Origin of the sequence: Bartonella melophagi K-2C (assembly GCF_000278255.1) — a bacterium.
GTDB classification, from domain to species: domain Bacteria; phylum Pseudomonadota; class Alphaproteobacteria; order Rhizobiales; family Rhizobiaceae; genus Bartonella; species Bartonella melophagi.
In genome coordinates this window covers 107,303-128,060 of sequence record NZ_JH725083.1, presented here as the reverse complement: position 1 = coordinate 128,060, position 20,758 = coordinate 107,303, and the positions used below count along the sequence as shown (strand labels likewise).

Here is a 20,758-nt window from a genome sequence, read left to right as displayed (position 1 = left end):
CCACTTTAAACTAGAATATCAGTATAGAGCTCAGAAGCATCTGGCTCTTGATCATTTTGTGCAAAATCTGCTGCATCAGCGACAATTGCACGGACTTCTTTATCAATAGACTTCAAATCGTCTTCACTAACCCAACCTTGTTTAATAACGTGTTGTTTTACTTGGTCAATCGGATCTTGCTCTTCTCTTATTTTTTGTACTTCCTCTTTTGATCTATATTTTGCTGGATCAGACATGGAATGACCACGATAACGATAAGTCTGCATATCAAGAATGATCGGCCCCTTCCCCGAACGTGCCCAAGCAATTGCCTCATCAGCAGCCCCTTTTACTGCATGAACATCCATACCATCAACGACAATGCCTGGAATTTCAAAAGAAAGGCCACGACGGGAAAAATCCGTTTCCGCAGATGCACGAGAAACTGACGTCCCCATAGCATATTGATTATTTTCAATGATATAGATAACAGGAAGCTTCCAAAGTGAGGCCATGTTAAAACTTTCATAAACTTGCCCTTGATTTGCAGCCCCATCACCAAAATAAACCAATGTCACATTATCTTTACCAAGATACTGATTCGAAAAAGCCAAGCCTGTACCAATTGGAACTTGCGCACCAACAATGCCATGCCCACCATAAAAATTCTTTTCTTTGGAAAACATATGCATTGAGCCGCCTTTTCCTTTGGAAAAACCTCCCTGACGCCCTGTCAATTCCGCCATAACACCACGCGGACTCATACCAGCCGCTAACATATGTCCATGATCACGATAAGATGTGATGATCTGATCACCTTCTTTTGCTGCTTTTAATGTACCAACAACAACGGCTTCTTGCCCGATATAAAGATGACAAAACCCACCAATTAAGCCCATACCATAAAGTTGACCTGCTTTTTCTTCAAAACGACGAATCAAAAGCATTTCGCGATAAACAGCAATTGTTTCATCTTTTGTAAAATTAGCTTTCTTCGCTGTTTTGGTAACGTTTGATAATGTGGCTTGCATTACCGGCGTAGATTTTTTTTTAGCCCGTTCTGCCATATTAAACTCCCTTCGATGATTATCTAGAAATAACCTTTACGAACAAAAGTTACAAGTGTTATAAAATCAGTTCACATTTCATCATAAGTGACTGTTTTAAATTGTTTTTTTAGTTAACCGATTCTAGTTAACTTTTAATCTCGTCAGGAGAAATTAAAATTGTTAATTCATTTGGTTTGGAAAAGTTTAAATTTTTCCTCACATATTCATCCAACATATCTTTTTCAATATGCCCATCACGTAAAAGAGAAATACGTTTTTCAATAGACATTCGCTCAACTTCTATTTTATAAAGCTCCTCCTTCAATTCAGTAATATGCTGAATAATTTTGCTGCGTGCAGAAAGTCCGTAGTCACCATGATAAATATGATAACCAAAATAGCTAAAAACCCCAACCGTTATAAATGGTAGAATAAAGCGTGCTGTAATCGATCTACGTTTTTGTTTTGTCCACATAACAGTCATGATCTTTTTAAAATATTCTATTCAATTTATGCATGACTTTGATTAACAGCTTATTATCAAAACAACCGTACGCAGCCTATTTTTATACTTTATATTACCCGCAACAATAACAATGTCACACTTTATAGCGAAATATAAAATATCCGCTAACTTCTGATTTTATTTCCATCTTTGTCAGTAAACCCCCCTACTAAAATGACGATAAAATCAATAAATGCCCAAATTCCAGAAATAGGTAACCCCAAAATAGATAAAGATAGGATAAGCATAAAAACACCAGTCCCAGTTTTACCAACTATAAAACGATGAACACCAAAAGTACCTATAAGGAAACAAACAAGTGCAAGAACTAATTTTGAATATTGTTGTTTCACCAATGGAAAAACAGAAGTAGCGGCACCATCCTTACCAACAAAGTCAAGATAATCACCAACTTTTGGTGAGCTTTTTCCTAACCAATCACAAAGTGCAAATTGATAACGTTCACCATCATCACCTGAAATAAGGTATGTCCCCTGTTCCTGACTAATAATTCTTCCTCTCATCACAACCACCTATAAAACTATTATTTACTTATTATTAATAAAATAGTAAAATTTAAAAATGCTGTTAATATAAAGAATGTAATATTTTGTTTAACAGCTATTAACAATGCAAATTGCCCGTATAAAGAGCCTGTGTTCCTAATATTTCTTCAATACGAATAAGTTGATTATATTTTGCTAATCTATCTGAACGTGCAAGTGAGCCAGTTTTAATCTGCCCACAATTTGTTGCAACTGCAAGATCAGCAACAAAAGAATCTTCCGTTTCGCCTGAACGATGAGATATAATAGCACGATAACCTGCTTTATGTGCTGTTTCTATAGCATCAAGCGTTTCGCTCAACGTGCCAATTTGATTGACTTTAATAAGAATAGAATTGGCAACACCCATTTTAATACCATCGCGCAGACGCACCGAATTTGTCACAAATAAATCATCACCAACAAGCTGGCATTTTTTGCCGATCGAATCAGTAAGAAGCTTCCAGCCTTCCCAATCATCCTCAGCCATTCCATCTTCAATCGTTATTATGGGATAAGCATCAACAAGTTGAGCTAAATATTCTACCTGTTGGTGTACATTACGACACTTGCCTTCACCTTCATAAAAATATGAGCCATTCTTATACAACTCTGTTGAAGCACAATCTAAACCAATGGCAATTTGTTCACCTGGTTTATACCCACATGCAGTAATAGATTCTATAATAAAATCAATTGCTTGCTCAGCACTTTTAAGATGAGGCGCAAAACCACCTTCATCACCAACATTGGTATTATAACCTGCATCCTGTAAACGTTTTTTTAGTGTATGAAAAATTTCAGCACCATAGCGAACCGCTTCTTTCAGTGTTGGCGCTCCCACTGGAATAATCATAAACTCCTGAAAATCAATTGGATTATCAGCGTGCACACCACCATTAATAATATTCATCATTGGTGTAGGAAGAAGGTGAGCTTGCGTTCCACCAATATAACGATATAAAGGTAGACCTAATGATGTTGCCGCCGCTTTTGCAACTGCCAATGAAACACCCAAAATAGCATTGGCACCAAGGCGCATTTTATTAGGTGTTCCATCCAAAGTAATCATTGCTTGATCAATTGCCATTTGATTTTTTGCATCTCGCCCACCAAGTTCTTGAAGAATTTCGCCATTAATTGCAGCAACAGCATTTTGAACACCTTTGCCTTGATAGCGCATACCACCATCACGAAGTTCTACTGCCTCATGCGTACCAGTCGATGCACCTGAAGGAACCATAGCACGACCAAAAACTCCATTTTCTAAATAAACATCAACCTCCACAGTTGGATTACCACGGCTATCAAGCACTTCACGCCCAATGATATCTACAATTACAGTCATACGAAATCTCTTATACAATAAATGTTTGATTCACATTATTCATAACGCCATTCATAGAAATTATCTATACTCGATATTCAATGCTTTTTTGCCAAGTAATCAAAATCCATCAAAATTTCAAGCAACCTTTTTAAGTTATCAATTTTAATCATATTAGGCCCATCAGATGGCGCATTATCTGGATCTTGATGTGTTTCTAAAAAAACACCTGCAACACCAACAGCAACAGCTGCGCGTGCTAATGCTTCAACAAACTGCCTTTGCCCCCCAGATGAATCGCCCTTACCACCTGGTTCTTGAACAGAATGTGTTGCATCAAAAATAACAGGCGTTCCAAATGAGCGCATAATTTGCAATGAGCGCATATCAGAAACAAGACGGTTATAACCAAATGAAGTGCCACGTTCACAAAGCATAACATTAGGATTACCACTCTGAGTTACTTTTTTTAAGACATTCTCCATATCCCAAGGAGCTAAAAACTGACCTTTCTTAATATTGATTACACACCCCGTTTTAGCTGCCGCAACTAAAAGGTCTGTTTGACGACACAAAAAAGCTGGTATTTGCAAAATATCTACTGTTGAAGCAACAGTCATACATTGCTCTTCTGTATGTACATCAGTCAATATCGGAAAGCCAAATTCTTTCTTAAGATCAGAAAAAATAATCATTGCTTTTTCAAGACCAATACCACGCATCGCATTAAGAGACGTTCTATTAGCTTTATCGTAACTAGATTTATAAACAAACCCAATGCCAATTTGATCAGTAATTGCTTTAAGCCGGCCCGCCACTTCAAAAGCGTGATCTCGACTTTCCATCTGGCAAGGACCTGCAATTAAAGAAAGAGGCGCATCATTAGAAAAAACAATATTTCCAACTTTAACAGAAGTATTTGATTTAGACATTGTATTCCTCAAAAAGTGAGCACGTAATTTATAAAGCTAAACCAACCTGCTCTGTTCCAAAGTAGCCTCAATAAAAGAAGAAAAAAGTGGATGCGGATCAAATGGACGTGATTTTAACTCTGGATGATATTGAACACCAATAAACCATGGATGATCTACATATTCTATTGTTTCTAGTAAAATACCGTCTGGACACATACCAGAAAAAATAAATCCAAATTGTTCTAGCCTTTCTTTATAATGAATATTGACTTCATAACGATGGCGATGCCGCTCGCAAATATTTGTTGTTCCATAAATTTGGGAGATATGGCTACCTTCTTTTAATTGAGCTGCAAAAGAACCAAGACGCATTGTTCCACCAAGATTTCCAGACGCTGTACGTTTTTCAAGCAAATCCCCCTTAAGCCATTCCGTCATTAAACCTACAACCGCATCCTCTGTCTCACAAAATTCACTCGATGAAGCATTTACAATATTTGCAATATTGCGAGCAGCTTCGATACAAGCTAATTGCATTCCAAAACAAATGCCAAAAAATGGAATTTTACGTTCTCGTGCAAATTGAATTGCTCGGATTTTACCTTCTGCACCACGTCCACCAAAAGCACCAGGAACCAAAATTCCATGAACTTTTTGTAAATAAGGCGCAGGATCTTCTTTTTCAAAAAGCTGCGCTTCAATCCATTCAATATTAACCTTCACTCTATTAGCTAACCCACCGTGCGCAATTGCTTCAATAAGAGATTTATAAGCATCTTTCAGGCCTATATATTTCCCAACAATTGCAACCGTTACTTCTCCTTCAGGATGATGAATGCGATATGTAATATCCTCCCAACGATCCATATTTGGTTGAGGTGCTGAATTAATTCCAAAAGCAAAAAGAACTTCTGAATCTAAACCCTCTTTATGATATGCTACAGGAACATCATAAATAGTCAGAACATCTAACGCCTGGATAACTGCACTTAGGCGAACATTACAAAAAAGTGACAATTTGCGCCGTTCTGATTCTGGAATAGGTCGATCTGCACGCACTAATAAAATATCAGAAGCAATACCAACTGATTGCAACTCTTTAACAGAATGTTGTGTCGGTTTAGTTTTTAACTCACCTGCAGAAGCAATATAAGGCATTAATGTAAGATGCATATAAACAGCACTTTGCCTTGGCAACTCATTACGCAGTTGACGAATTGCTTCTAAAAAAGGCATTGCTTCAATATCACCAACCGTTCCACCTATTTCACATAAGACAAAATCAAATTCTTCATTTCCTGTAGTAATAAATGCCTTAATTTCATCTGTAACATGAGGAATAACTTGAACTGTTTCTCCTAAATAACCGCCGCGACGCTCCCTTTCAATGATATTGCGATAAATACGCCCTGCCGTGATACTATCCTGGTTATTAGCAGAACGCCCAGTAAAACGTTCATAATGACCAAGATCAAGATCTGTTTCTGCACCATCATCGGTAACAAATACTTCACCATGCTGATAAGGCGACATCGTGCCTGGATCAACATTCAAATAAGGATCAAGCTTACGGATCCGTACACGATATCCTCGTGCCTGTAATATCGCAGCTAAAGCTGCCGCAGCAATGCCTTTTCCAAGAGAAGAAACCACACCACCAGTAATAAAAACATAACGTGCCATGGGCTTACGGTAATAAGCAGTTTATTATAATTTTTCTAGTCAAAAAAATGCTAAAAAGGAATTTTTATCTTCGCAAAGTAAAAAAGATGTAAAAACATTTTTTTACAATCCATACTTGATTTTAAAAATTATTTGACGCCATTAATCACTTGGATTTTCAATTGGTGATGGAATTGGATTTTCAACTGCAGGAGTAGCAGGTTTATTTTGTTTTTGAAAAGGTATCGAAGCACCACCTAATTGTTCAAGAATAGAAGGCTTGAAACTTTGATTGGATGATGGTTGACCTTCCTCTGTCGTACTTTTGTTTGCCGGATTTTGTTCTGAATTAATCGGAATACGGTTAAGAATATCAGAATCAGAGTTCGATATATTTCCAACCACAACTAGTACAATGGACATTGTAAAAAAACAAATTGCCAAGATAGTCGTTAAACGTGTCAACATGTTTTTGGTCCCACGAGCACTCATAAACCCTGAGCCACTACTCATACCAAGTCCGCCACCTTCTGAGGGCTGAATCAACACAACGCCAATCAAAGTAACAACAATCAAAAAATGAATTACAATTAGTACTGTTTGCATAAACTCTGCTCTTTATAAACACTTATAGTTATTTATATACAAATTGCGCATAATCCAAGAGATAATTATGAATTCTTTTCTTATAATTGACGATAAACATCGCAAATAGTTAAAAAATCAACCGCTTTTAAACTTGCTCCACCAATTAAAGCACCATTAACATGGGTAGTACTCAAAAGTTCAAGTGCGTTTGATGAGTTGACAGATCCACCGTAAAGCAAGCGCATGTTACATCCCTCGTTACCAAAACGATAGCTGATCTTATCACGAATAAAATTATGCACTTGTGCAACATCCTCTGAAGTAGGAGTTTTGCCCGTACCTATAGCCCATATAGGTTCATAAGCAATAATTATATTCTGTGCTGTCGCGTTATCTGGCAAAGAACTCTCAAGCTGGTGTGCGATTACATCTAATACTTTATCATTTTCACGCTCTTCCAATGTCTCACCGATACAAACAAGAGCAACAAGATTTGCCCGCCATACAGCCTGTACTTTAGAATAAACAATCGCATTACTTTCATGATAAGCTGTACGACGTTCTGAATGCCCAATAATAACGTGACTGGCTCCTGCCTCTTTAAGCATAGCAGCTGAAATATCCCCAGTATAAGGACCACTATCACTGAAATGACAATCTTGCCCCCCTAAAAGCAACTTTTCACCGCTCAACGTATCAGAAGCACGCGATAAAAGTGTTGCTGGAACGCAAATAAGCGCTTCAAATAAACAACCCAAATCAGAGCGAATACCAGTAGCGATGGCATGTAATTCTTTAAGAGATTCACCCATTCCATTCATTTTCCAATTTCCAGCAATTAAAGGCCGAATATTTGGAGTCATGTCTTTACCTCAAGAGCTTTTAAAAAAATTTATCGCTTTAAGTACCAAATTATGAAACGAAAGCAAGTCTTTAAGCTTGCATCTTGTGCATCTTTATTGCAAATTCGATTACTGCTTTGATAATCATTGTGTATATAAATGGAATTAAACGATGCTTGATACCCTAAGAAGCGCTAAAAATTCTTGGTTTGCTAGGCTTTTTTTTGCTGTTTTACTTTTATGTTTCATTTTTTTATGGGGTGTACCACAGTTATACACACAAGGCGAGAGAGATTTACTCACCTCTGGCAAGTCGACAACAACTGTTGATACTTACCGCCTTGCACTTGCTGATCAGAGTTTACGTTTAGCACTCAATTCCCCTCTTGGACGAATGTTCACCCCAGAGGAAATACAGCAATATAGAATCCCTGCTTTTGTCCTTAATCAGTTACAACAAGATATACTTTTTAATGAACAAGCACGTAAAATGAAAATTAATCTTTCAAAAGACATGATAGCCCAGACCATTAGTGCTGACAATATTTTTCAGGAAAATGGAGCCTTTAGTCGAGATTTATTTCTCAATTTTCTTCAGCAATTACGTGTTAACCAAAATGATTTCTTTGATTATTACACTCAAAAAGAAAAGCGCAATCAGCTCACTCTAGCTTTACTATCCGGCATGAAGGTACCAGACCTCTTCTATAAAGTCTTTGCTATTTATCAGGAAGAAACACGTATCGCTGATTATTTAATTGTTAATTTAAAAGAAAAAGAAAATACTGCTGATCCCGATCAAAAAACTTTACAAAACTGGTTTGATACGCACAAAAATGCATTTCGTGCTCCAGAGTATCGCACTGTCTCTTTATTGTCTATAACACCAGAGAAATTCGTGCAATTAGAAGATATTTCTAAAGATGAAGCTAAAGTCTATTACACTCAAAATATCTCACGTTTTACAACTCCTGAGAAACGCATAATTGAAGAATTACGCTTCTCCACACGCAAAGCAGCTGATGAAGCTGCAAAAAAAATAGCTGATGGTTTAAGCTTTGATGACTTAGTTAAAGCTGAAAAAAAGACTCTCAATGACATTAAAAAAGGACCCTTAGTAAAAAGTGAACGCCCTAATTACCTGGAATCTGAGATTTTTGAACTCAAAAAAGGACAAGTTAGTACTGTCATTGATGATCTGCAAGGTCCTGTAATTATTCGTGTTATAGATATTACACCTTCAAGTCTTATTCCTTTTGAAACTTTAGAAAAGAATATTCGCCAAACACTTGCACAAAACCGTTCTGCTACTGATATACATAATAAGTATACAGAAATTGAAAATGCCCGTTTTGAAGGAGCCTCTCTTAAAGAAATTGCCGACCAATATAACTTGCCTCTGCGTAAAGTCACTATCGATAAAAAAGGAACAACAATTGAAGGGATAACACTAACAGATTTACCTGAAAAAGATATCTTGTTAGATGCTATCTATCAAGCAAATGTAGAAACTGAACCTGACCTGCTCTCTCTTCAAGGAAGAGGGTATCTCTGGTATCAAGTAGATACGATTATCCCTGCCCGTGACAGAACACTTGAAGAAGTAAAACAAGACGCCATTGCTCAATGGAAAAGTGAAGAAATCCAACGCCTTCTCAATGAAAAAGCTGAAAATGCTCTTAAACAGCTCAATAAAGGGAAAAGCCTTGATTCTCTTGCTGCTGAATTTGGTGTTAAAAAACAAACGACTCAAGCTTTACGGCGCCAAGATTCATCAGAAGTTTTTGGATCTGAAGACATTAAAGCATTATTTTCTAATCCTAAAGGTCACTATGGCATCGCAAAAGGTACACTCACAACAAACCGTGTCGTCTATGAAATAACGGCCTCAGCGATACCTGACAATATCACTGCTCAAACCATTTCATCTGATGTCCGTAATAATCTGGATATGATGATAAGAGAAGATTTAAAGTTAGAAATACTCCAAGTTGCGAATAAAGAACACCCAGTGAAAATTAACAACTCTAACTATAATCGTATTTTCAATACTTTTTAGTGAAAATTTTATGAACGATTTTACGTATTCAATGATAAAATTATAATAAGCGCTTTGCTTAACAATGGAAAAAGTCAAATAAACTCTTTCCTAGATGACATTGATTTATAATAATTTTGGAAAATGTCCACTCATCGCTGTTTTTGTTATCAACCAATAACGATGAAGCTGCGATAAAGTCGCATTTTCTTGAAAAACTGCTGCTCCTAATTGCATCGTTCTTTGAAGAGATGCTGGTGTAATTGCCAATGGAAGGAATGCTGGTTTAAGCGTTTTAGGTAAAGTGATAGAATGTTCGTAAAACTTGAGATAATGATCTTTTGATAATGCTACCATAGCTTTAATGATCTCATGTTTTTGTTCATTATTGATGTGATTGAACTCCAACTCTTCCCTTTCTATCCCCATAACTTTTAACATATCAGAAGGGAAATAGCGCTGATATCGTGATTGCATAAGCGATAAAAGACGCAATATACCACTCAATGCCTGAGCAATTCCTCCATGTTCGTACGCTTTTGTGAAATTTTGCGCTACATCAAAATCTAATATTTGGCATGCAAGCTGTAAAATTGTACTTGCTGTCTTACTACAATAAGCTTCAAGATCATGAATGGTTATTATTGGATCATTATAAAGATCAAAAACCCGCACATCGCAATAACGTAAAAAAACTGTCTTAGGTAAATTAAACAAAGCGATTGTTGTCAATAAATCATCCAAAATTGGATTATGTTTATTATTTTTTATTTCAGCATTGGCAATAGAATCATACCACCAACGTAATCGTATCTCACCAATAAGTGGATTGTGCACACTTTCACGAATACGAGCAATTTCTGCATTAAAAGTGTAAAGAGCAGCTAATGCCCTGCGCTTGTTTTTGGGTGCAAATAAAACTGATATATAGCGATCACGGTCTGTAGCACGTAAAATATCAAGACAATAAGGGAGAAAATTTGTCATTCTACTGCAAACAACACTGCAGCAACTGCACGATTTTCAGCTAAAAGAACATTAAATGTACGTACTGCTGCCCCTGTACTCATAGTATCTGTTGAAATATGCTTTTCTCGTAAAAGTGCTCGTAATATTTTAGGTAATCGCAATAATTCGACTCCAGTACCCACTAATAAAACTTCAATCTGATCTGCTTCTTCTAAAATACGAGAAATATCATCCTGAGTAGGTATAGGCTCTACCATATTAATACTGTAAACGCCCGATGGTACACACATAATAGAACCACGATGTGACATATCAGCAAAACGAAAACCACCATTTCCATAGGCATCAATAGGCGCGCGTCCCGGAAAATGTGCTTCACGGATTTGAATTGCATGAAACATAATAAGCACCTTTTTTTAAAACCCAACTGTCCTTTTTCTTCCCCCCAAAAACTAACAAAAGACCAATAATAAAGTTATTAATAGCTCCTATAACAACACTGATACAAAATCTTTTATCAATATTATCAAACAAAACAGGTGAATATACAAAAAATATTACAAATGATATTTAAACAACTATGCACAAAAGAAAGACTTATCTTAGCTATTTGTTCAAAAAATAAGTAATTTCAGTCATATAATAATCATATTAATAGCTAAAACTGTTCTAATCCTTCATTAATTTAACAACGATTATTCAAAAAAATATACTCTCATAGAATAATAAACCAAGATACAATCTTTATTATTGATTATAAATACCCCTAAAACAAAATGGCTTTTCTATGAAAAGCCATTTTACCTCTATAAGGGTGAAAAATTCTACAAATGCAATTACAGTTTCGGTTTATTCTCCTTTGGTGCAACTTGCTCCTTCTTCGTTACTACCGTACTTGCTTTCTTTGCAGTTTTGGCTATAGGCTTTTTTTGTGCCTTTATCTTAGCAGTAGATTTTGGCTTTTCTTCCGAAAGTGGCTCACCTTTAATACGAACATCAGCCAAAGTTGAACGAACAACACGAATGCGTACACTGTCATTAATCTCAACCTCTAACTCACCCTGCTCATCATAAACCTTTGTAATTTTGCCGATAATACCGCCACCCGTCACAACTGTATCACCACGGCGTACAGCATTAAGCATTTCCTGACGCTTTTTCATTTGCGTACGCTGTGGGCGAATAATCAAAAAATACATAATAGCAAAAATCAGAATGAAAGGAACAAAAGTAATAAGCGACGACCCACCAGAAATGCCGCCTGCAGCTTGAGCATAAGCGTTAGTAATAAACATTTTGATCTCCTATAGATTAAACTTCATATATTTCCCCTCTACTAAAATAAGCTTTTGGCTTAGAGAAAGAAAAATTTCTTAGATACTATATATCCTAACCACTACATCATACAGTTTTAGCTTTTCCAAAGGAAATAAAACCTTAAAAGCTAAAACACAACAAGTAAATACTTCTAAAAAACGATTTCATTCTGTCCAATACATACAAAAAAATATAAAATCTCTCATAAATTGAAAAAACAACTAATGTAAAATAATTTTTTGTTTCCAAAATTAGATTAATTGATCGGCCAATCTTAATCGTATAATATCTTTCGCTTAAAAGCTACCTAAGCTGATTATTTTGCTAAATTCCAGTAAATTATATTTCGGGTTTGTTAATAACGTCAATTGAGTTGACATAAACTTTATTTGCAATCTTTAATTAAAGAACATCTCACTGAAAACATGTAACAATCTGTTAAAGGACAACCCATTTTATGGGGTTGCGGAATATATGCAACACAGGCTAGTCATTAGTGATTCAATAAATTATATAGTGTAATCAAAATACACTGGATATAGAAAAAACTCTTAAACTTATTGAAAATACTGTTTAACAGCGTCACCCTTCTTACTTTAATGAACTCCTTTAAAATAAGAAATATCACCTTATCATCTTCTGTAATAATTTGTATTTATTATAATAATCCATTATCTAAAGCTTTAAAAACTACTTTGATAATAGTATCAAAACACTTTCAAAATATCATGTTTTATGCAGCACCAAAAAGGTACCATCTATGACTATCAATATATAACTGACAACAAGTACCTTATAGTTATTACTATTTCTGCTCGGCTATAAAAAGAAGATTATCTAATCATTTTAGTTTTTAGCTTTTTTATAAATTGCAGTAAAAATTTACATTATAATATGATGGATACTTATTGTACTCTTTTTATAATAAACTACAAAATAATTTAAAAAACTCATAATCACATCTTAGAATGAGCAATAACATACGAAAATCATTCTAATATAAAAATAGCAAAATTATAATAGACAAGAACCTGAACAACAGCCTAATAAGCCTTTGTTTTAATACACAATCAAAAATAACTTAGAGAACCTTAAATTTTATATAATCAAATGACTCTTCCGTTAATTTTCTAAATATTTGATAGGGTCGACAGGCACAGTGTCCTTACGGACTTCAAAATAAACGCGCGGCGTTGTAGCATCTCCTGAAACACCAGACTTGGCAATCTCATCACCACGCCGTACCTTTTGCCCTCTACCAACAACAAGTTTATTATTATGTCCATAAATAGTAATAATATTGTCTTCATGCCGAATCATGACAACATTGCCAAGTTCTTTTAATCCATCACTTGCATAAATAACGACACCATTTTCTGCTGCCTTTACTGATGAACCCTCAGGTACAGTAATTTCTATTCCTCGACTAACTACTGTTCCTTTCTTTTGACCAAAGTGACTTAACAAACGTCCTCGTACCGGCCAACGCATTTTAGAAATCCCTGTTGCTTGTGGAGCAACAACATCATCTGAATCAACCACTGTATCTGATAAAGCAGTTACAGGCTTTTGCAGAGAAGAATCCTGCTTAACATTTGAGGAATCAGTCTTTGTCACAGATGTAGCTGTTACAGAAGTCCCATACACAGATGATGGATCCTTTCTACTTTCAACAGAAGATATAGTTTTAGATGGAGTTTGTGATGTTACTTGAGTATTATTGGGAGCATTCGAAGATACACTTGTGCGTTCATCTGGGATAATGAGCACCTGACCAACATGAATAGAATGATTATTCATACCATTTGCTAATTTTAACGCCTCAACACTAACTCCTATTTGCCGTGCAATACTTAACAGGGTATCACCACTTTGTACAATATAAGATCCCCGCCTAGAAGTAGGAGGATTATTCACTTGTGAACGAGAAAGTGTTCCAAGATTTTGCGGTGGAGAACCCATAATTCGCCCATCAGACGAGAACTCTCTGTGCTTATCAGAATAAGATGTGGCTTCCTGTTCTAGAGAATCATACGAACTATCATTAACTCCTGAATCATAAGGTGACTCCACGGGTGGTAGCTCACTGCTTTGTATTACTCCACCTTCTGATAACATTTGTGAATCATCAGACATTGTTGTGACCGTAGTCGATTGAACAGGACCTTTATAAAAACCATCATAAAAACGCTGTGTACCAGAACTACAACCTGTTATTATCGTTACTATCAAAAGAACTATCCCCTGAAGACTATACCGCATAATGTTACTCAAAAATTCAAATATATAGTTTACTTATTGGCCAATACCCAACTTATTCTATTAAATCTTGCTAATATTACCTAAGAGTTAAAGATTGAATACTTTACCTATAAAAATTTCACCCAAAAACCAAAATGAATTTGTTATAAATAGAGCACATAGGCTACTTCACAACCTCTTAACTTTAAAAATCACAGTATTTCTGCAACGTTTTCAATAAAGGGTTGATAACGCACTTGAAACATTTCTGAACGTTCAAATTGGCTACCAATTTTCGTATAACGCATAACAGTTTGCACTCCCTCATCTGGCCCAATAGCTTGAATGAGAATTCCATTCCCGGCTAAAATTTCTAAAAATTCTTCTGGTTCATCAGAGCGTGATGGCCAAATAAGAATACGATCAAACGATCCAAAATTCGTAATACCTTTACTTGCGTCAATCTGCTGTACAACAATATTGTCAAGCCCTAAAGTCTGAAATCTTTGCCGTGCTAATTCAACAAGTGTTTTATAACGGTCAATCGTTATCACTCGATCACTAAGACATGCCATAAGAGCAGTACAAAAACCAGAACCTGTACCAATTTCTAAAACACGGTGTTTTTTTTTCAATGATAACGCAGCGAGAATTAAAAGCTGTTCTTCTAAACGCTCAATATATTCACCACACTCAATTGGAATAATTTTATTATCATATGCACCCTTAATCCAAGGAACAGCGACAAAATGATGACGTGGAATTTTCTCAAACGCAGCAAAAAAGCGTAAATCATCGACCCCCTTACCACGCATTTTCAGTACAAGACTTGCTAATTCCTCACGAAATTGTAAATTTTTCTTCTGCTCCATAATATCATTCGATTTTTAAGGTAACGATTACTCTGTTTACACGTGCATTACTTTTAAAAAGCATTAAAATTTTTCTGATAAACGCTATTATCATTTATTGATAATAAACGTGTATTGGTACTTATTTCATACAAGTTAAATAGTAAGACGACTTATTCCCTTCATATAAGGCTGCAAAACATCTGGAACAATAACTGATCCATCAGCCTGCTGATAATTTTCAAGAATAGCAATAAGACAACGACCAACAGCTGTGCCAGAACCATTCAGAGTATGCACAAAGTGTAATGTTTTTTCACCTTTTATACGATATCGAGCATTCATACGTCGCCCCTGAAAATCTCCACAAACTGAACAACTTGAAATTTCACGATAACACCCCTGACCTGGAAGCCAAACTTCAATATCATAGGTCTTACGGGCAGCAAACCCCATATCACCAGTAGAAAGAAGTACAGTACGAAAAGGCAAGCCAAGTCGCTTTAATACACTTTCTGCACACTCTGTCATACGCTCTAATTCAATTAAGGATTGTTCCTCAGTGGTAATCGATACCATTTCTACCTTCCAAAACTGGTGCTGACGCAACATCCCACGTGTATCACGCCCAGCCGCCCCTGCTTCTGAACGAAAACAAGGTGTAAGAGAAGAAAACCGCAGAGGTAAATCTGATATATCAAGAACTTCATTATTTACTAAATTAACTAATGGCACTTCCGCTGTGGAAATAAGCCATTTGCCATCTGTAGTCTGAAAAAGATCGTCAGAAAATTTTGGTAATTGTCCTGCTCCATAAACAATTTCATCGCGTACAAGAAGAGGTACTGAAACCTCTGTATAACCATGTTCATCCACATGCATATCAAGCATAAATTGACCTAATGCACGTTCAAGACGCGCCAATGCCCCTGAAAGTACTGTAAAGCGTGCACCAGACAAACGACTTGCCTGCTCAAAATCCATCTGTTGAAGATTCTGACCAAGATCAAAATGTTCCTTCGGTGTAAAATCAAATATCGTAGGTGTAGCAAAATGCCGAACAACAACGTTAGCGCTTTCATCTTTGCCTTTTGGAACATCATTTAATGGAATATTTGGTATAGCTGAAAGAGTCTTTTCAAGATTTTCAGTCAATTGCTTTTCTTCCATTGAAGCAGAAGAAAGAAAATCTTTAATTTCTTCAACCTCAGCTTTAATACGTTCAGCATTTTTCTGATCACCCACAGCTAATGCTTGCCCTATTTCTTTTGAAGCCACGTTGCGACGTTCTTGTGCGCATTGTATTTTTGCAACGTGTGATCGACGTTCAAGATCAAGCTCTATCAATCTTTGAGCTTGTGGTTCAATCCCCCTATTTTTTAGAGCTGCATCTAATTTTTCAGGATTTTCACGGATCCATTTAATATCGAGCATTAGAACTCCTTATTTGCATCGTTTCTATTTGATTGCTTATCATACAAAATATAAACTTCTATTAAGAGGATTTCTTTTTTTCTATCCAGCAAGCAATTAAAATTGATATTTCATAAAGAATTATCGTCGGTAAAGCTACTGCAAACATAGAAAAAAATCAGACAGTGTTATCTATAACCGTAATTATAAAAGAAATCAGGATGACCCACTCTCATTTGGACGGCAACATATGAGATGTCAACAATCCAACTTTTGTTAACAAGCTAGCGATAAGAGGCAATTGAAAAATCAAACCAAAAATCCAGATAAATGATGTTATAAAGCTCAGATAACTAGAGATACGCGTTATAAATTTTATTCTTCAATGAAGATTCAGAGAGAGACTAAACCGAAGTATTATAAGGCGCTAATAAACCGTAAACAAATGCACCACAATTAAAAATAAAACAGCGCACTAAAAGAAATGGTAAAAAAGCCATACGCTTATTTTATTAAAGCCCTGGAGCTATAAAACTATAAAGCTGAAACCACATAGGGAAATGATAAAATGGTTATCCCAAAAACGGAAAGTTTTATCTGCGTTAAAAAAGTTTCCTATATCTGCTCTGATTGAAGACAAATATTTTTAGGATCACCATTTGATATCTTTATCACCCATTGATAAGGCTATATCAAAAAATACAAAAAAAATCCTTAATAGAGAAAACACATTATAAAATGTGATAAAAATGCAATTAGAGATGCAATAACTCGCTGACATAATTTAACTTAAGTGCTCTAAAACGGTGCTACATTGGTGTTAATTGCACCTTTTTAAAATTCACGACGCGTTTTCACTATTTTTCCTATCTTTAGAAGTCACACCTATAACTCATGACTATGAACAATAGATACTCTCAACTCTTTATCTCAATGCTTTTTATCGCATGTGTAAAAAACGTCTTTATCTTTTTCCAATTTATGAAATATCGTATTTACATAAAGATTATCTTGGATATTCTTCACTACATCATGAATTGAATCAAAAACTTTCGTTAATTTTTTGTAAGAACTAAGGATTTTTGCTATCTGATAATGTCTTTTGCAAATCATTCAATTCAGTTTGTTTTATTGTATCATCAAACTGATATCGAGGTTTATTGGCTGTCGAACGTATATATAGCCTTTATGATTACCTTAAAATGTTAGGCCAATCTTTTAATTCAACTACAATAATGAAAACAAATGAGATAATTAAAAACTCTGCTCTATTAATCCTACATCCCACACAGTGTTTACACTCGACTTCCTCACTTAAAATGATTGATGCTAAAATTATAATTTCATATTACTTTTTAGAAACAGGCTTTTTCCTCTTTTAACGGAAGAAGAATTTCTTTTGGCACTTAACTTGCAAATTTTACTGATAGCAATTGAAATTGTTGAGACCAACATCAATTTCATAGCATGAATGTTCAATATAAGTGATATTTCAAATATAATTATATCTTATTTGTATATTTCTTTTCTGAATGAAAGGTAACAAAATATCGATTGTCTCAAACTAATATTGTTACGCCATTTTCACTCTTATTCAGCATATTTAATAAATCAAGCTAACTCAAAATTACGCATTTATTTAACAAAAGCTAAGAGACTTGAAAATTCTTCTCTTAAAGCAACCTCATCTGATATATCAGGCTTCCCAACTCTAGCATGGGCATTACAAGCACGCTCTAATGCTTTTCCTGATAAAAACGGGGTAGCATGAGCAATGATAAGCATTTCTTCCAAATTACCATTACAATGAAGAACAATATCACAACCAGCTGCAAAAATTTTACGTGTTAAATCTGAAAGATCGTTCGAACATGCACTCTCTGAAAGAGCTTTCATTGACACATCATCTGTCATTAAAAGGCCATCAAAACCAATCTTTTTACGAATAATATCCTCTACAACTTTTTTAGACAGTGTTGCAGGTACTTTATCGTCAATTGCCTCATAAACAATATGAGCAGTCATTGCAGCTGGAAAATCCGCTAAATTTCTAAAAGGCATAAAATCATACTGTTCTAAAATATCAAGGGTTGCATCTACGCGTGCCATCTTTAAGTGCGTATCGCACAATGCCCGACCATGTCCGGGGATATGTTTCATTACTGGTAAAACACCACCATCTAAAAGCCCCCTAGCAGCTGTACACCCCAAAGCAGTAACCGTTTCTGGTTTTTGAGCATAAGCGCGCGTTCCAATAACATCATGAGCCCCTATCACTGGCACATCTAACAGTGGAAGACAATTTGCATTAATGCCAAGTTTCATCAAATCAAAAGCATGAAGCCGTGACATAATCCAAGCAGCACGAAGCCCTGCTTCCTGATTTCTTTTATAAATAGCTCCTAAAGTTGCAGCCATTGGATAATTAGGTGCCAAAGGTGGGCGCAAGCGTTGCACCCTTCCCCCTTCCTGATCAATGAAAATAAAAATATCATCGCGTTCACTAACTTCACATAAAGATGCAGTAAGTGCTTTGATATCGTCTGCGGTACTAATATTACGCGCAAATAAAATAAAAGCCCAAGGCTTATGCTCAATAATAAATGCCTTTTCATCATTTGTTAGAACCGGACCTGAAATACCGGTAATCATGGCTTTCATTTCTAACATTATTATGAAGCCTTAATGTCTATTTGATAATGATTCATCAATAAATTTTGAGTGAATTGAAATGCTTTCAAACCCATGCCAATTTATAAATAGCTATCATGTACAATCATCTTATTATTTTAGCACAAGATAATCATATTAATAAAAGATAGAGATTCTTTTTCCCAATATGATTTCATAATTTTAAAAAACATTCTAACAAAATAATTCTATTTTTGTTTTACAAGCATTAATATTTTTCTATTGGAAAACCAAACTTGCTTGTAATTATTTATTTGTATTCATCATTAGATATTCTCTAACACTCTAAATTTTAAAAACAACTAAAAAACTCCGAATATTTTTTGCTATTAAAGTCTCTATTATAGAAAAGTGAATTCAAGAAATTGTAAATTACAGCTGATGAAAGAAAAAAGGAGGTAATTATTTTTAAAAACATTTCACCAATCTGACATGGTTGAAATTTAATGATAAAGTTTAAGAGAGAGTATTCCCTTGGAAAAACAATTTTAATTTAAAAATCTTATTCATTCAAATATTTATAAAATAACTCATAAATAGAACCATCTTTATCACCCATAATAATTCACTATCTTTTGCTATAACTTTAAGCTTAGTGATAATAAAATTACTTGCCCCTATAAATTAACGCCTCAATTGGAATGACTGAGCTTATACTACTTAATTTTTCATTGGGTCGGCAAATGATCTCAATATAATAATAAATCTTGTTTATATAAATAGCATTGATATAAAGAATAATATAATGGATAAATGCCAATACATAGTAGCATTGAAGTTTTCCAGATGCATTAGCCTTTTTAATCAATATATGGTTTATAATAGGGCTCTCATTGATACATAAATTTGTTATTTTACATCAAAAAAAGATTAAAAAAGAAATAAAAGGATCTTGGTCAGTCAATTACATATATGATAAAATTTGATTATGAATTATCGGCATATTTATCATGCTGGCAATTTTGCTGATGTTTTTAAACACATTATTGTCACACGCATTGTAGAGTACCTCAAACGTAAAGAAAAAGCTTTTCGTGTTATAGATACGCATGCAGGAACTGGACTTTATAATCTCTCTTCCCTAGAAGCACATAAAACAGGAGAATGGCACAATGGCGTGGGAAGGCTTTTGTCAACACCCATTCCGGAAGATGTGAAAACACTCTTATATCCATGGTGTAATGTTATCTATACAATGAATAAAGGAAACAAAGAGCTTATATTCTACCCTGGATCACCTATTTTTATCCGTCAACTATTGCGTAAGCAAGACCGGCTCACTGCAATTGAATTACACAAGGAAGATTACCAAACCTTAGCAGAAAACTTTGCCGGCGATTATCAAACAAAAGTTTTGCATTTAAATGGTTGGCTCTCTTTAAATTCTCACTTACCACCAAAAGAAAAACGTGGATTTATTCTTGTTGACCCACCTTTTGAAAGACCTGGTGAATTTTCTCGTCTCATTGATGGAGTAGTGAAAGCATATCGACGTTTTTCTGGAGGTACTTACGCTTTATGGTATCCTGTTAAATACAATAAAGAAATTGAGAATTTTCTTCACGCTTTACATAACACGGAAATTCCAAAAATTCTCCACCTTGAAATGCGTATTAGAAAAAAATTAACACCAACTACAATGAATGGGAGCGGTATGATTCTTATCAACCCTCCTTATCTTCTTGAAGAAGAAATGCAAAAACTTAGTCCTTTTCTTATCAACCGCCTTGGACAAGATAAGAGTGCACAAATTACCTACAAATGGCTCCATAAATAATAGTTATAATATGAAAACATCTTACTTTAAAATAGAGTACTCTTCACAAT

General features: G+C 35.1%; 17 protein-coding genes and 1 pseudogene. 2 read left to right on the top strand and 16 right to left on the bottom strand.

Going from position 1 to position 20,758, the window contains the following annotated elements; genetic code table 11:
• Positions 1-5: 5 nt before the first annotated feature.
• The 8 genes from pdhA to tpiA all read right to left on the bottom strand — a co-directional run bounded on the left by pdhA (position 6) and on the right by tpiA (position 7,432).
• Positions 6-1,046 (bottom strand): pyruvate dehydrogenase (acetyl-transferring) E1 component subunit alpha, encoded by a 1,041-nt coding sequence (gene pdhA, locus ME3_RS04600; protein WP_007477550.1) that lies wholly within the window; start codon positions 1,044-1,046, stop codon positions 6-8.
• Positions 1,047-1,173: 127 nt separating this feature from the next.
• Complete coding sequence (locus ME3_RS04595; RefSeq protein WP_039952628.1) at positions 1,174-1,503, bottom strand: FtsB family cell division protein; 330 nt, start codon at positions 1,501-1,503, stop codon at positions 1,174-1,176.
• A 155-nt stretch (positions 1,504-1,658) separates the two neighbouring features.
• Complete coding sequence (locus ME3_RS04590; protein ID WP_007477547.1) at positions 1,659-2,057, bottom strand: TM2 domain-containing protein; 399 nt, start codon at positions 2,055-2,057, stop codon at positions 1,659-1,661.
• 100 nt (positions 2,058-2,157) lie between these two features.
• Positions 2,158-3,426: a phosphopyruvate hydratase gene (gene eno, locus ME3_RS04585; protein ID WP_007477545.1), complete on the bottom strand. Its 1,269-nt coding sequence runs from the start codon at positions 3,424-3,426 to the stop codon at positions 2,158-2,160.
• Between the two features lie 77 nt (positions 3,427-3,503).
• Positions 3,504-4,337 carry a 3-deoxy-8-phosphooctulonate synthase gene (gene kdsA, locus ME3_RS04580; protein ID WP_007477543.1) on the bottom strand — a complete coding sequence of 278 codons (834 nt, stop codon included), beginning with the start codon at positions 4,335-4,337 and terminating at the stop codon, positions 3,504-3,506.
• 36 nt (positions 4,338-4,373) lie between these two features.
• Positions 4,374-6,002: a CTP synthase gene (locus ME3_RS04575; protein WP_007477541.1), complete on the bottom strand. Its 1,629-nt coding sequence runs from the start codon at positions 6,000-6,002 to the stop codon at positions 4,374-4,376.
• Positions 6,003-6,143: 141 nt separating this feature from the next.
• A complete protein-coding gene (gene secG / locus ME3_RS04570; RefSeq protein ID WP_007477539.1) occupies positions 6,144-6,587 on the bottom strand; it encodes a preprotein translocase subunit SecG in 444 nt (147 codons plus the stop codon).
• Between the two features lie 80 nt (positions 6,588-6,667).
• Positions 6,668-7,432, bottom strand: coding sequence for a triose-phosphate isomerase (tpiA, locus tag ME3_RS04565; RefSeq protein ID WP_007477537.1), 765 nt, complete (start codon positions 7,430-7,432; stop codon positions 6,668-6,670).
• A gap of 151 nt (positions 7,433-7,583) precedes the next feature.
• On the opposite strand from tpiA, the gene ME3_RS04560 reads away from it, so the two are divergent.
• A complete protein-coding gene (locus ME3_RS04560) occupies positions 7,584-9,470 on the top strand; it encodes a peptidyl-prolyl cis-trans isomerase (protein WP_007477535.1) in 1,887 nt (628 codons plus the stop codon).
• 105 nt (positions 9,471-9,575) lie between these two features.
• Here the strand turns inward: ME3_RS04560 and ME3_RS04555 are convergent, their stop codons facing one another.
• The 8 genes and pseudogenes from ME3_RS04555 to ME3_RS04520 all read right to left on the bottom strand — a co-directional run bounded on the left by ME3_RS04555 (position 9,576) and on the right by ME3_RS04520 (position 18,910).
• Positions 9,576-10,436: a phytoene/squalene synthase family protein gene (locus ME3_RS04555; protein ID WP_007477533.1), complete on the bottom strand. Its 861-nt coding sequence runs from the start codon at positions 10,434-10,436 to the stop codon at positions 9,576-9,578.
• Positions 10,433-10,819 carry an Mth938-like domain-containing protein gene (locus ME3_RS04550; RefSeq protein WP_007477530.1) on the bottom strand — a complete coding sequence of 129 codons (387 nt, stop codon included), beginning with the start codon at positions 10,817-10,819 and terminating at the stop codon, positions 10,433-10,435. The genes ME3_RS04555 and ME3_RS04550 overlap by 4 nt, the downstream gene beginning before the upstream one ends.
• 435 nt (positions 10,820-11,254) lie before the next feature.
• The gene (gene yajC, locus ME3_RS04545; RefSeq protein WP_007477528.1) at positions 11,255-11,713 is read right to left on the bottom strand and encodes a preprotein translocase subunit YajC; all 459 of its coding nucleotides are present in this window, start codon (positions 11,711-11,713) and stop codon (positions 11,255-11,257) included.
• A 1,144-nt stretch (positions 11,714-12,857) separates the two neighbouring features.
• Positions 12,858-13,997, bottom strand: coding sequence for a M23 family metallopeptidase (locus tag ME3_RS04540; RefSeq protein ID WP_007477526.1), 1,140 nt, complete (start codon positions 13,995-13,997; stop codon positions 12,858-12,860).
• A 191-nt stretch (positions 13,998-14,188) separates the two neighbouring features.
• A complete protein-coding gene (locus ME3_RS04535; RefSeq protein ID WP_007477524.1) occupies positions 14,189-14,848 on the bottom strand; it encodes a protein-L-isoaspartate(D-aspartate) O-methyltransferase in 660 nt (219 codons plus the stop codon).
• A 135-nt stretch (positions 14,849-14,983) separates the two neighbouring features.
• Complete coding sequence (gene serS / locus ME3_RS04530; RefSeq protein ID WP_007477522.1) at positions 14,984-16,261, bottom strand: serine--tRNA ligase; 1,278 nt, start codon at positions 16,259-16,261, stop codon at positions 14,984-14,986.
• A gap of 61 nt (positions 16,262-16,322) precedes the next feature.
• Positions 16,323-17,029, bottom strand: a pseudogene (gene tatC, locus ME3_RS06865) (twin-arginine translocase subunit TatC); the annotation flags it as partial.
• An 846-nt stretch (positions 17,030-17,875) separates the two neighbouring features.
• Positions 17,876-18,910 (bottom strand): glycoside hydrolase family 3 N-terminal domain-containing protein, encoded by a 1,035-nt coding sequence (locus ME3_RS04520; RefSeq protein ID WP_007477519.1) that lies wholly within the window; start codon positions 18,908-18,910, stop codon positions 17,876-17,878.
• 949 nt (positions 18,911-19,859) lie between these two features.
• Here ME3_RS04520 and ME3_RS04515 point away from each other — a divergent pair.
• Positions 19,860-20,708: a 23S rRNA (adenine(2030)-N(6))-methyltransferase RlmJ gene (locus ME3_RS04515; RefSeq protein ID WP_007477518.1), complete on the top strand. Its 849-nt coding sequence runs from the start codon at positions 19,860-19,862 to the stop codon at positions 20,706-20,708.
• Positions 20,709-20,758 lie beyond the last annotated feature (50 nt).

Excerpts from the sequence above, each read along its gene's own strand:
- ME3_RS04550 (WP_007477530.1), bottom strand. The coding sequence starts at position 10,819 with ATGTTTCATGCAATTCAAATCCGTGAAGCACATTTTCCGGGACGCGCG.
- ME3_RS04520 (WP_007477519.1), bottom strand. The coding sequence starts at position 18,910 with ATGTTAGAAATGAAAGCCATGATTACCGGTATTTCAGGTCCGGTTCTA.
- tpiA (WP_007477537.1), bottom strand. The coding sequence starts at position 7,432 with ATGACTCCAAATATTCGGCCTTTAATTGCTGGAAATTGGAAAATGAAT.
- ME3_RS04590 (WP_007477547.1), bottom strand. The coding sequence starts at position 2,057 with ATGAGAGGAAGAATTATTAGTCAGGAACAGGGGACATACCTTATTTCA.
- ME3_RS04575 (WP_007477541.1), bottom strand. The coding sequence starts at position 6,002 with ATGGCACGTTATGTTTTTATTACTGGTGGTGTGGTTTCTTCTCTTGGA.
- pdhA (WP_007477550.1), bottom strand. The coding sequence starts at position 1,046 with ATGGCAGAACGGGCTAAAAAAAAATCTACGCCGGTAATGCAAGCCACA.
- ME3_RS04515 (WP_007477518.1), top strand. The coding sequence starts at position 19,860 with ATGAATTATCGGCATATTTATCATGCTGGCAATTTTGCTGATGTTTTT.
- ME3_RS04560 (WP_007477535.1), top strand. The coding sequence starts at position 7,584 with ATGCTTGATACCCTAAGAAGCGCTAAAAATTCTTGGTTTGCTAGGCTT.
- secG (WP_007477539.1), bottom strand. The coding sequence starts at position 6,587 with ATGCAAACAGTACTAATTGTAATTCATTTTTTGATTGTTGTTACTTTG.
- eno (WP_007477545.1), bottom strand. The coding sequence starts at position 3,426 with ATGACTGTAATTGTAGATATCATTGGGCGTGAAGTGCTTGATAGCCGT.
- serS (WP_007477522.1), bottom strand. The coding sequence starts at position 16,261 with ATGCTCGATATTAAATGGATCCGTGAAAATCCTGAAAAATTAGATGCA.
- ME3_RS04535 (WP_007477524.1), bottom strand. The coding sequence starts at position 14,848 with ATGGAGCAGAAGAAAAATTTACAATTTCGTGAGGAATTAGCAAGTCTT.
- ME3_RS04595 (WP_039952628.1), bottom strand. The coding sequence starts at position 1,503 with ATGTGGACAAAACAAAAACGTAGATCGATTACAGCACGCTTTATTCTA.
- yajC (WP_007477528.1), bottom strand. The coding sequence starts at position 11,713 with ATGTTTATTACTAACGCTTATGCTCAAGCTGCAGGCGGCATTTCTGGT.
- ME3_RS04555 (WP_007477533.1), bottom strand. The coding sequence starts at position 10,436 with ATGACAAATTTTCTCCCTTATTGTCTTGATATTTTACGTGCTACAGAC.
- ME3_RS04540 (WP_007477526.1), bottom strand. The coding sequence starts at position 13,997 with ATGCGGTATAGTCTTCAGGGGATAGTTCTTTTGATAGTAACGATAATA.
- kdsA (WP_007477543.1), bottom strand. The coding sequence starts at position 4,337 with ATGTCTAAATCAAATACTTCTGTTAAAGTTGGAAATATTGTTTTTTCT.